Annotated in this window: 9 protein-coding genes and 1 tRNA gene; 9 read left to right on the top strand and 1 reads right to left on the bottom strand. The window is 71.3% G+C overall.

Annotation, left to right across the window (positions count from 1 at the left end; all coding sequences use genetic code 11):
• Positions 1-6: 6 nt before the first annotated feature.
• From AB0883_RS06165 to AB0883_RS06150, 4 genes are all read left to right on the top strand, one after another.
• The gene (locus tag AB0883_RS06165) at positions 7-1,512 is read left to right on the top strand and encodes an NADH-quinone oxidoreductase subunit M (RefSeq protein WP_366639807.1); all 1,506 of its coding nucleotides are present in this window, start codon (positions 7-9) and stop codon (positions 1,510-1,512) included.
• Positions 1,513-1,614: 102 nt separating this feature from the next.
• Positions 1,615-3,129, top strand: coding sequence for an NADH-quinone oxidoreductase subunit N (locus AB0883_RS06160; protein WP_366639805.1), 1,515 nt, complete (start codon positions 1,615-1,617; stop codon positions 3,127-3,129).
• 169 nt (positions 3,130-3,298) lie between these two features.
• Complete coding sequence (gene htpX / locus AB0883_RS06155) at positions 3,299-4,174, top strand: zinc metalloprotease HtpX (protein WP_366639803.1); 876 nt, start codon at positions 3,299-3,301, stop codon at positions 4,172-4,174.
• 142 nt (positions 4,175-4,316) lie between these two features.
• Positions 4,317-5,576 (top strand): MFS transporter, encoded by a 1,260-nt coding sequence (locus AB0883_RS06150; protein WP_366639801.1) that lies wholly within the window; start codon positions 4,317-4,319, stop codon positions 5,574-5,576.
• 177 nt (positions 5,577-5,753) lie between these two features.
• On the opposite strand, the gene AB0883_RS06145 is transcribed toward AB0883_RS06150, so the two are convergent.
• Complete coding sequence (locus AB0883_RS06145) at positions 5,754-6,248, bottom strand: YajQ family cyclic di-GMP-binding protein (protein ID WP_089003198.1); 495 nt, start codon at positions 6,246-6,248, stop codon at positions 5,754-5,756.
• A gap of 148 nt (positions 6,249-6,396) precedes the next feature.
• On the opposite strand from AB0883_RS06145, the gene AB0883_RS06140 reads away from it, so the two are divergent.
• From AB0883_RS06140 to AB0883_RS06120, 5 genes are all read left to right on the top strand, one after another.
• Positions 6,397-6,480: transfer RNA gene (locus AB0883_RS06140), tRNA-Tyr, on the top strand.
• A gap of 187 nt (positions 6,481-6,667) precedes the next feature.
• A complete protein-coding gene (locus AB0883_RS06135) occupies positions 6,668-7,027 on the top strand; it encodes a tyrosine-type recombinase/integrase (protein ID WP_366640311.1) in 360 nt (119 codons plus the stop codon).
• A 245-nt stretch (positions 7,028-7,272) separates the two neighbouring features.
• Positions 7,273-8,001 (top strand): hypothetical protein, encoded by a 729-nt coding sequence (locus AB0883_RS06130; protein WP_366639799.1) that lies wholly within the window; start codon positions 7,273-7,275, stop codon positions 7,999-8,001.
• A 281-nt stretch (positions 8,002-8,282) separates the two neighbouring features.
• Complete coding sequence (locus AB0883_RS06125) at positions 8,283-8,405, top strand: transposase (protein ID WP_366639797.1); 123 nt, start codon at positions 8,283-8,285, stop codon at positions 8,403-8,405.
• A gap of 184 nt (positions 8,406-8,589) precedes the next feature.
• Positions 8,590-11,334, top strand: coding sequence for a fibronectin type III domain-containing protein (locus AB0883_RS06120; RefSeq protein ID WP_366639795.1), 2,745 nt, complete (start codon positions 8,590-8,592; stop codon positions 11,332-11,334).
• The last annotated feature ends 360 nt before the right edge of the window (positions 11,335-11,694 follow it).

Here is an 11,694-nt window from a genome sequence, read left to right as displayed (position 1 = left end):
GACGCTGTGACCACGGGGGAGTTCCTGCTGGTGGCGGTGCTGGCGCTGCCGGCGCTCGGCGCGCTGGCGGTGGCGGCGACGCCCCGGGACCGCGCGGCCCGGGCGGTCGGCACGGTCTTCGCCGCGCTGACCCTGGTGGCCGCCGCGCTGCTCTTCCTCGGCGACCGCGGCTGGACCACCTACGCGGCAGACGCCCCCGCCGTGCGCCCGTGGCACCGGCTCGACCTGCCCTGGGTGCCCGGCCTCGACCTGCGCTTCCACCTCGGGGTGGACGGCATCTCGTGGCCGCTGGTCGTGCTGACCGCCCTGCTCACCCTGCTCTGCTGCGCCTACACCCTGTGGAAGGTGCCCGACGGCGGCAGCGGGCGGGCGCTGGTGGCCCTGCTGCTGGTCGTCGAGGTCGGCATCCTCGGCACCTTCCTCGCCCTCGACCTCGTGCTCTTCTTCGTCTTCTTCGAGGTCGTCCTGCTCCCCATGTACGCCATCATCGCCGGCTGGGGCGGCGCGGACCGGCGGCGGGCGGCGGCGAAGTTCGCCCTCTACACGCTGTTCGGCTCGGTGCTGCTGCTGGTCGGCGTCTACGTGGTGGTGGCCGCCGCCGGGACGGCCGACGTGGTGGCGCTCACCGGCGGCACGGGCCTGTCCCGGGGCACCCAGCTCGCGGCGTTCACGCTGCTCGCGTTGGCCTTCGCGGTGAAGAGCCCGCTCTGGCCGCTGCACTCCTGGCTGCCCGACGCGCACACGCAGGCGCCCACCGTCGGCAGCGTGGTCCTCGCCGGGGTGCTGCTCAAGATGGGCACGTACGGGCTGGTCCGGATCGCGGTCGGGGTGGCGCCGGAGGGCGCCCGCTGGGCCGCCCCGGTGGTCGGCGTGCTGGCGGTGGCGGCGATCCTGGTCGGGTCGCTGGTCTGCCTCGCGCAGCGGGAGCTGAAGCGGCTGATCGCGTACTCCAGCGTCGGGCACATGGGCTTCGTGCTGCTCGGGGTCGCCACGCTCACCACCACCGGCATCCAGGCGGCCCTGATCGGCAACGTCGCGCACGGGGTGATCACCGGCCTGCTCTTCTTCCTCGCCGGCGCCATCAAGGACCGTACGCACACCGGGTCGCTGGACGAGCTGTCCGGGCTGCGGGAGACCGCTCCCCGGCTCGCCGGGCTGCTCGGCTTCGCCGCCGTCGCCTCGCTCGGCCTGCCTGGGCTGGCCGGCTTCTGGGGCGAGGCGTTCGCCGTGGTCGCCGCCGTGGAGGTGGGCGGGGCGCTCTGGACCACCCTGGGCGTGCTGGCGGCGATCGGCGGGGCGCTCACCGCCGCGTACCTGCTGCGGCTGCTGCGCCGGGTGACGCACGGGCGGCCCAGCCCGGCGGTCGGGCGGCTGACCCCCGGCCTGGCCGGCGCGGAACTGGTCGCATGGGCGCCGCTGGTGCTGCTCGCCCTCGCGGTCGGGCTGGCCCCGACCCTGGTGCTCGGCGTCGCCGAGGCCCCCGTCGACGCCCTCGTGGAGGTGCTGCGGTGAGCGAGCGGAGCGGAGTGCCGGCATGAGCGAGGAGAGCGAGCGAATCATGGGGCTCAGCGCTCTGGTGTCTCGTGGCGGCACGCAGCGGAGCGGAGTGCCGGCATGAGCGTGGTGCAGAGCGTCGACAACGTGGCGCTGCTCCCGGCGTACCTGGCCGCCGGCACGGCCGTGCTGGTGCTACTCGCCGACCTGCTGGTGGCCCGTCACCGGGTCACGCTGACGACGGCCGCGGTCGGCGCGGCGGCCACGGCGCTGGGCGCGGTCCTGGTCGGCGCCGGGGGCGAGCGCCGGACGTTCTGCGTCGGCCCCGACTGCTCGTACGTCTTCGGCGGCCGGGCCGCCCTGGTCGCCGTCGTCGTCGCGCTGCTGACCCTCGGCGTGCTCGCGCTGTCCGGCCCGCTGCTGCGGGCGGGGCAGTCGCCGGCGGGGGAGTACTGCTTCCTGCTCGCCTGCTCGATGACGGGCGGCGTGGTGCTCGGCGCGGCCGGCGACCTGATCACCCTGATCGTGGCGCTGGAGACCCTCACCCTCCCGCTGTACGTCCTCGTCGGGCTGCGCCGGGACAGCCTGGCCAGCGCCGAGGCGGCCGTCACCTTCTTCGTGGTCAGCGTGGTCGCCACCACGCTCACGCTGCTCGGGGCGGCGCTGCTCTACGCGGCCACCGGCGGGCTGCACCTGGGCCGGATCGGCGCGATCCTCGCCGACCGGACGGACCTGCTGGACCTGCCGCTCACCACGGCCGCCGTGGCGCTGGTGGTGCTGGGGCTGGCGTTCAAGGTGGCGGCGGTGCCGTTCCACGCCTGGGCGCCGGCCGCCTACGACGGCGCGCCGCTGCCGGTGGCGGCGTACCTGTCCACCGCCTCCAAGCTGGGCGGCGTGGTGGCCCTGCTCGCCGTGGTGCAGCACGCGCTGCCGGCCGACGTGACCGGCCCCGTGCTCGCCCTGCTCGCGGTGCTGACGATGACCGTCGGCAACCTGGTGGCGCTGCGTCAGCGGCGTACGGTCCGGCTGCTCGCCTGGTCCTCGGTCGCCCAGGCCGGCTACATCCTCGCCCCGCTGGGCGCGCTGGCGCTGGCCTCGGGTCGCACCGCCGACGCCCGCACCGCCGCGTACGCGGCCGCCGTCGCGTACGCCGTCTTCTTCGTGGTGCTGGAGCTGGCGGCCTTCGCGGCCGTGGTGGCGTTGCGCCCGGCGGGCGCGGACGGCGGCACGGTCGACGACCTGCGTGGGGCGGCCCGGCGGCACCCGTGGCGGGCGGCGGCGCTCGGGCTGGCGCTGGTCGGGCTCGCCGGCCTGCCGCCGGGACTGGCCGGCCTCTTCGCCAAGGTGACCGTGGTCCGTTCGCTGCTGGACGGCGGCGCGGGCTGGCTCGCCGTGGTGGTGGCCGTGAACGCGGTGATCGGCCTCGCCTACTACCTGCGCCTCACCGCCACCCTGTGGGCCGCGCCGGCGGCCCCGGTGGGCGGGTCCGCCGCGCCGGGCGTCGGGCCCGGCGCCACCACGGCCGTGGTCCCCGTGCGGGCCCGGACGGTCGGCGTGGTGCTGGCCGTGGCGACGGTCGCGGCGCTGGTGCTGGGCCTCGCCCCGCAGCTCGTGCTCGACGTCGCCGCCCGCTGACGCGGCAAGCTCCTCGGGGCGGCCTACCCGCCTTCCGGGGCGGTAGTCCCTGCGGGCACTCCGGACATCTCAGGCAACTCTCAGCCATGAGACGGATGGTTGACGGGTACCGGGTTGTTGAACCGGTCAGCGGATCCCGCGCGATCCGTGCTGCACCGAAGGAGTGATCGTGCACCACAACCGTCTGAAGACCGCCGCGCTGCTCGGCCTGCTCACCTCGCTGATCCTGGCGGTGGGCTACTGGTTCGGCGGCAGTGGCGGCCTGGTCATCGCCGTCGTCGTCTCGCTGCTCATGAACGGCGTCACCTACTTCTACTCCGACAAGCTCGCGCTGCGCTCGATGCGGGCGCAACCGGTCAGCGAGGCAGAGTTCCCCGAGCTGTACCGGATGGTCCGCGAGCTGGCCACCGAGGCCGGGCAGCCGATGCCGCGCCTCTACGTGAGCCCGACGTCGCAGCCCAACGCGTTCGCCACCGGGCGGAACCCGCAGCACGCGGCCGTCTGCGTCACCCAGGGGATCACCGAGATCCTCGACTACCGTGAGCTGCGGGGCGTGATCGGGCACGAGCTGTCGCACGTCTACAACCGGGACATCCTCATCTCCAGCGTGGCGGCCGGTCTGGCCGGCATCATCACCATGCTGGCGAACATCGCCTGGTTCATCCCGCTGGGCGGGGGCGACGACGAGGACTCCCCGAACCCGGCCGTGCTGCTGCTCACCATCATCCTGGGGCCGATCGCGGCCACCGTCATCCAGCTGGCGATCAGCCGCAGCCGGGAGTTCCAGGCGGACGACTCCGGCGCCCGCCTCACGAAGGACCCGCTGGCCCTGGCCAGTGCCCTGCGGAAGATCCACCTGGGCGCCCAGCGCCGGCCGCTGCCGGCCCAGGGGCAGCTCACCAGCACCGCCCACCTCATGATCGCCAACCCGTTCAAGGGCGGCGGCGTGGCGGCGCTCTTCTCCACCCACCCGAAGATGGAGGAGCGGGTCGCCCGGCTGGAGCGGATGGCCGCGAACAGCGGCCCCGTGCAGTTCCAGCGCTGAGGCGCTGATCACCTCTCCGCCCGTGTCCGGTCCGCCGGACACGGGCGGAACGCCGTGTGAGCGCGTTAACCGTTCCTTCCACGCCTCCGGCGGCGTTAGGGTCGAAAGGTTCCCCGCTCGTTACATCCCCTGGAGGTCGATCGTGGCCGCACTGCGCCAGTACCTGGGCGTCTGGCGGATCCCCGGAGCGCCGATGCTGCTGCTCACCGGCATCCTCGGCAGGCTCGGGATCGGCATGACGCCGCTGGCGCTGCTGCTGGTCGTCGAGCAGGTCACCGGCCGCTACTCGCTGGCGGCCGTCGCCGGGGGCATCTACGCCCTCTCCGGTGCCGCGCTCAGCCCCGTGGCCGGCCGGATCGCCGACCGGATCGGCCCCACCCCGGTGCTCGTCGGCACCGCCGTCGCCCACCCGTTCGCCCTGCTCGGCCTGCTCTGGTCCGCCCGCTCCGACGCCGGCAGCCTGACGCTGGTCTTCGTGGCCTCCGGGGTCGCCGGCGCCACCTACCCGCCGCTGACCGCCGCGATCCGGGGCGCCTGGAACGAGCTGACCTCGCCGTCGTCCGGCCGGTGGCACCTGCGCAACACCGCCCTCGCCGCCGAGACCACGCTCTTCGAGATCGTCTTCGTGCTCGGTCCGCTGCTGGTCGCCGGCTTCATCCTGTTCGCCGACGCCGGGGCCGCCCTGGTCGGTTCGGCCGTGGTGACCCTGGTCGGCACCATGGCGGTGGCCCTCGGCCGGGTCATGCGCGGCTGGCGGCCGCACCCGCGCGAGCACCAGACCAGAGGGCTCGGCCCGCTGCGCGTGCCCGGCTTCCCGGCACTGCTGCTCTGCGTCGCCAGCCTGGGCATCGCCTTCGGCGCGGCCGGCGTGACCGTGCCGGCGTTCGCCACCGCCTACACCTCCGACGACCCCGACAGCCTCGCCGGGGTGCTGCTGGCCGTCTGGGGCGTCGGCAGCGCCGTGGGCGGTTTCTGGTTCGGCGTCCGCAAGCCGGCCCGGAACATGACCCGGCAGTTCTCGCTGCTGCTCGGCGCGGTGGCCGCCAGCTTCGCCGTCTTCGCGGTGATGCCCACCCCCGTGGCGCTGGGCACCGCCCTGGTGATCGGGGGCGCCACGATCGCGCCCGCGCTCACCCTGGAGAACACCCTGGTCGGCCGGATCTCCCCGACCAGCATGCTGAACGAGGCGTACACCTGGGTGGTGACCATGTCGGTGGGGGCCAGCGCCGCCGGCGGCGCGGTGGCCGGCCTGATCGTCGACCACGCCGGCGGGGTGCCCTGGGCGTTCGTCTTCGCCGGGGCCGCGGTCGCCGTCGGGGCCGGGGTCGCGGCCCTGCCCGCCGGGCCCATCTCCCGCGCGGAGGCCACGGCGGTACGCACCGAAGAGCTGCTGCCGGCCTGACGCCCCGGGGTTCCCGCCGCCTTGGCGGGGTACCACCCGGTCATGTTCGTCTTCTTCTCGAACCGGGTGGGCTGCCTCGGCTCGCTGCTCATCAGCGCGATCCTGACGGTGGTGCTGCTGCTCGTCTTCTCCCGTTGACCCGGGCGGCCCCGCAGTGGCGGGGCCGCCCGGACCCAGTCAGCGGTAGTTGGTGAACTGGAGGGCGACGCCGAAGTCCTCGCCCTTGAGCAGCGCGATGACGGCCTGGAGGTCGTCCCTCTTCTTGCCGGTGACCCGAAGCTGGTCGCCCTGGATCTGGGCCTGGACGCCCTTCGGGCCCTCGTCGCGGATCTTCTTGCTGATCGCCTTGGCCTTGTCCGAGTCGATGCCCTGGATCACCTTGCAGTCGATCTTGAAGATCTTGCCCGACGAGCGGGGGTCGCCGGCGTCCAGCGACTTCAGCGAGATGTTCCGCTTGATGACCTTCTCCTTGAAGACCTCCAGCGCCGCCCGCACCCGCTCCTCGGTCTCCGCCTGGAGGCTGATCGCCTCCTCGCCCGACCAGGAGATCTCGGCGCCGGTGCCCCGGAAGTCGAACCGCGTCGCGAGCTCCTTCTCCGCCTGGCGGAGAGCGTTGTCGACCTCCTGGCGGTCGACCTTGCTCACGATGTCGAACGACGGGTTCGCTGCCATGCTCATGCTCCTGCTGTCCGGCGGTCTGTGGTCCTTCGTCCCCCGCTGACCAGCGGTACGACCCCCTGACGGTACCCGGTTGCGCCGGTGCCGGGGGGAGCCGCTATCCTTGCTTCCGCTGCCGCGTTGCGACGCGGTGGGGTGCCCTGGCGGGTTGCCCGAGCGGCCAATGGGAGCGGACTGTAAATCCGTCGCGAAAGCTACAGAGGTTCGAATCCTCTACCCGCCACCAGGAGCACCAACGGCCCCTGACCAGCAGGAATGCTGATCGGGGGCCGTTGTCGTTTGTCTGGCCGAGTCCGGCTGCGTCCAGCCGTTGACGACTGGTTGTGGGCAGATGGTGGGCAGGTCGATCTTGCCTCTGAGGCCGTGAGCGGCGCGGCCTCAAGCACGGGCCGGCAGGAAACCAGGACGATCCCATTCCGCCTCGGCTCGTCGAGCTGCTGTGCGCGCACGTCGAGAATCACGGCGTTGGGCCGGACGGTCGGTTCTTCCGCAGCCTGCACGGCGGCCCGCTCTCCGAGTCGGTGTACGACCGATGGTGGAAGCTCGCCCGCGAGAAGGCCCTGACCGAATCTCAGGTCGCCTCGCCGCCCGTCCGCAGGCCCTACGACCTGCGTCACGCGGCGGCCTCGCTCTGGCTGAATGCCGGCGTCCCGCCCACCGAGGTCGCCCGGCGCCTGGGCCACGGCGTCGCCGCCCTGCTCCGCGTCTATGCCAACTGCATCGACGGGGGAGACGACACCATGAACGACAAGATCGGCGACGGGCTGGGTTGACGAATGGGGTCAGCAAGATCGATTTACTGCCCTGGGTCACCTGCGAGGAGAGGCTTGACCACCTACGGGAAACTCGTAATCATGTGGCGACTGGCTGTAGCTGGCTCGATGCCAGAAGGCGTGGGTCAAGCGGACGGTGGACATTGAAGGAAGATCTCGCCATCAGGCGGGTACTGCCAACACCTCGTCTGTCAGGCGCGTGGACTGTCTCAGCCCGTCCACCTCGCGACCGTGCCGTGTGGGTGATGCTTCTGCTTCTGCTCCTGGTCCTTGCCGGCTGCGATCCGGAAACAGAGGGCAAGGTTCGCTACAAGCCCGTCCTGTTGCCGGTATCGCTGACGGTAGGGCCCGATGGTGTTGCTGTCGAAGGTGAGACGAGCTTTGTTACCCCGATCGGAGAGTTCTCGATCGGCGCTCAGTACTCCCTTCCGCCGCGGGACGGAAGCACGATCTACGTCCTGCTTCGCGACCGCAAGAAGGGTAAGACCGGGTTTGACAGGGTGTTCAAGGTCCAATCTGGACGCGATCAACTGACGGTGGTCGTGAACGGCACCACCACCATCCAGGTAGAAAATGGTCAAGTTCTGATCGACATCACCGGAGGTGCGGTCAAGAAGGTCCAGTTCAAACGAGTGGATCAGGCGGCGGTGAAGGAGGGCGGCGACTCCTTCTGGGGCAAGACGGACGCCAAGTGGAGCAAGGGCTGGGAATCTTCGCTCTACAAGCCCTTCGTGTTGACCCGCTGGGCCTACGACGACTCGACCATCGACAAGTGGTGCGGGCTTGGGTTCGTTTGGTTCCTGATGCGTCTGGCGATGACGCTCGTGTTGCTCCTCGTGGACCTGGTACTGAGTTCGATCTTCCTGGTAGCGCAGATCGCCTACCTGATCTTCGAGGCCACGGGCCGGAACGTCGTCTGGGGAATCGCCATCCTGTTGGGGATCGTCGCGGGGGCCCGCAGGCTCCTCTACTGAGCTGGTGGCGTGGGCGTGGGCAAATGGTGGGCGGTCGAGTGCCAGCGAATGGATGGCGGAGGCGAAGCCGCAGCTCAGTCCGCCTGTAGCTACCAAGATCGCAGACGCCCTGTAAGTCCGTCGCGAAAGCTGCAGAGGTTCGAGTCCTCTCGCTGGGAGGGTTGCTCGTACTCGGCCTCGCGTAGGTGGCTCGACCTGACCGATGCACAGTGGGCGGTGCTGGAGCCGTTGCTTACTGCGCGTAAGTAGCCGGGTCGACCGTCGTTGTGGAGTAGCCGGCAGTGGCCGACGGGATTCGGTGGCGGATCCGGGTGGGCGCTCCGTGGCGGGATGTGCCACCGCAGTACGCGTCCTGGTCGGCGGTGTGCGCGTCGTTCCGCAGGTGGCAACACGATGGCACCTAGAAGCAGGTGCTGACCACGCCGCAGCCCTTCTCCGATGCGACGGGGCGTATCTGCTTGCCGGGCAACGGCTCCGGGGCACCCCTCCGTCGCGGCGGCATGCGATCCTCTTCGCGGCTGATAATCGCTGCCCGTCAATCATGGGGGAGACCACGTGCGTAACGCTCCGCGCGCTCGTCAGCGTGTCATGGCGCTGATCATGGCCTCGACACTCGGCTGCGGAACGATCGTGGGGCTCACCGCGGCCCCGGCCGCCGCGGCCGCGGGCGCACCCACCGACCTCAAGACCGCCGGTCAGGCGTGCGCCACCGTCCAACCGGGGCCGTACCTGAGCCCGGCCAGGCTCAACGACGCTCAGGCCGTCGTGCTGCGGGGCACCTTCGACCGTACGGGTGCGGGTCCCCACCTTGAAGCCGACTTCCAGGTGTGGGACGTGGCCGACCCGGAGCACCCGCAGCAGTGGCTCCGCACCGTCGGCGAGCAGAGCAACGAGGTCTACGTCCAGCTCGAGGACGAGGCGAAGCAGCTCGACGGCGTCACGTACGCCTGGCGGGTGCGGGTCCTCGACGGCGCGGCAGCGTCGGCGTGGAGCGACACGTGCCATTTCACCGTCGACCGCAGCGGCGGCCCGGCACCGACCGTCACCTCTGCCGAATATCCCGCAGGCAGTTGGGACAACGCCAGCGGCGCGATCGGCGTCCCCGGCGTGTTCGCGCTGGCCCCGGTCTCCGCGGACACCGTCAGCTACCGTTACCGGTTCTACTCGGGCGAGCTGTCGGAAGGCACCGTGGAGGGCACGGTGAACGCCGAAGGGCTCGGCGGGCCGGCAACCGTCCGCTGGAGCCCGCGAGCTGCCGGCCACCACTCGCTCACCGTCCACGCCATCGACCGGGCCGGCAACTCGTCAGAGTCGGCCTACCACGAGTTCTACGTCAAGGAGACCCGGCCGTCGGTCTTCTCTGCCGCGTACCAGGACCTGACTCCGGACCTCGATTACAACGTCGGCGTGCCCGGCGCGTTCGAGTTCACCGCCACGGTCGCCGGCACAGCGTCGTTCGCATGGCGGATCGACGAGGGCGGGCCATCGGGAACCGTGCCCGCGGACGCTGCCGGAAAGGCGACGGTCATGATCGCTCCGACGCGCGGCGGCTGGCAGACCCTCTACGTGCACAGCGTCACGCGCGACGGAACGGCGCACGCGGACCGCGCCTACCGGTTCATCGTCGACAACGGCCCGACGCTCACCGGGGACACGCGCGGCAGCGTGGTCATCGGGTCGTCGCTCACCTTCCGCCTCGCGCCCCGGATGCCGAACGTTGAGGCGTACGTCTACTGGGCGGAATACTCGAGCCTGGAGCAGCGGCCGATCGAGAAGATCACCGTTCCGGCCCGGCCGGACGGCACCGCCGACCTGACCTGGACGGCCACCGAGACCGGCGTCGCCGGCCTGCGGATCCAGAGCCGGAGCGCCGACGGCACCCTCTCCCATCCGCGCTGGCAACCGATCTCCGTCGACGGAGCGGCACCGACGGTGACCCGCACCGGCGGCACCGACCTGGGCACGCCGGCGACCTTCACGGCCCGCAGCCGGATGGCCGACGTGGTCGACTACGTGGCGACGCTCCACTACGACGAGGCCAGCAGCCAGGTCGTCAAGCCGGCCGCCGACGGCACCGCCACCTTCAGCTTCACCCCGACCAGAAGTGGCTACAAGGCCGTCACCGTCATCGCCCGCAACGCCGCCGGCGTGCAGACGGAGTCGGACGGCGTGACCTGGACCGTGACGGATGGGCCCCGGGTGGCCTCGACCGACTTCCCGGCGACCGGCAGCGGTCACCTCGCCCCGGGCACCTTCAGCTTCACGCCGCGCATGCCCGGCTCGACCTCGTACCAGTGGTGGGTCAGCAACGGGTCTGCCGCGGGCAGCGGCACCGTTGCCGCCGAGGCCGATGGCAGCGCGGCGGTGACCTGGACGCCGCCGGCCGCCGACAGGTACGTCCTGAGCGTCCGCAGCTTCACGGCCGACCGCACCGCCTCCATGGTCACCACGTACGGCTTCACCGTCGAGGGCCCGCCGACGGTGTCGAACTTCAAGGCGACCGGTGGTGTCGGCTCGGCCACGCTGTCCTGGACGCTGCCGTCGATCACCGATCTGGACCAGGTGATCGTGCGAAGTGCCACGGGCCCGACGGCGCCGTCGTCACCAACCGCCGGCACGGCGGTGTACGGGGGCACGGGCAGCAGCGTCACGGCGACGGGGTTGATGCCGGGTACGACGTACACGTTCGCGGTGTGGGTCAAGGACAGCAGCGGCAAGCTGTCGGCCGCGCCGAGTCTGACCCTGGTCGGCAGCACGACCACGATCGCGGCCAGCGCCACGTCGCTGGCGCACGGGTCGGCGGTGACGGTGTCGGGCGCGGCAGTCCGCGCGGACACCGGTGCGGGTGTCGCGAACGCTCCGATGCGGCTCTACGGCAGGCGTAAGGGCACCAGCCAGTGGACGTTGATCACCACGTCGACCACTGACAGCTCGGGCGAGGTGAGCTACAGCCACAAGCCCTCGTGGGGGCTGGACTACAAGTGGCAGTACCGCGGCTCGACGGCCGACCTGGGTTCGGAGAGCAGCTTCACGACGGTCTGGGTGAAGACCACCGTCACTGCCACGCTGTCGAAGACGTCCGTCCCCCTCGGCGGCTCGGTCACCCTGTCGGGCAGCGTGTCCCCGGCCCATCCAGGCAAGACGGTGCGCCTGGAGCGTTACGTGGACGGAAGCTGGTCCACGGTGAACAGCACGGAGTTGTCGTGGACCGGCGCCTACTCGTTCACCATCCAGCCCTCCGCGAAGGGCACCCACGACTACCGGGTTCACATGCCGCCCGACATCGACCACCTGGCCAGCTACAGCGACACCCACAGCTTCGAGGTCCACTGAATCCTCTACCGCCAGGAGCGCTAACGGCCCCTGACCAGCAGGGATGTTGATCAAGGGGCCGTTGGCGTCCGTCTGACTGAATCTGGGCTGCGCCCAGCCGTTGAGAGGTGCGTTCGGTCCGGCGGGAGTGCCGGCCTAACTGCACCAACCCGTCTCGCGAACGAGGCCGAGTTCCCGCTGTCCCGTGGGGCGCCACAGCACCGTCGTTCGCCGCCGCTGCCCGTCTCGACCTCACCGCTCGGTTCCACGGCGACCCCGGACAGTACCGGCGGGCCACCGAGCAGCACCATCGCATTCGGCTCCCGGTGGGATGGGCTCACGACGGCGCCACCGGGGCGGTCTGCGACGACGCCCGCGACG

It is taken from the genome of Micromonospora sp. NPDC047812 (assembly GCF_040704175.1).
Lineage (GTDB): Bacteria > Actinomycetota > Actinomycetes > Mycobacteriales > Micromonosporaceae > Micromonospora.
This window is presented reverse-complemented; position numbering and strand designations above follow the sequence as displayed.

Bases quoted from the DNA above. Each gene is read 5' to 3' on its own strand.
- AB0883_RS06145 (WP_089003198.1), bottom strand. From the start codon at position 6,248: ATGGCAGCGAACCCGTCGTTCGACATCGTGAGCAAGGTCGACCGCCAG.
- AB0883_RS06130 (WP_366639799.1), top strand. From the start codon at position 7,273: ATGCTTCTGCTTCTGCTCCTGGTCCTTGCCGGCTGCGATCCGGAAACA.
- AB0883_RS06160 (WP_366639805.1), top strand. From the start codon at position 1,615: ATGAGCGTGGTGCAGAGCGTCGACAACGTGGCGCTGCTCCCGGCGTAC.
- AB0883_RS06120 (WP_366639795.1), top strand. From the start codon at position 8,590: ATGGCGCTGATCATGGCCTCGACACTCGGCTGCGGAACGATCGTGGGG.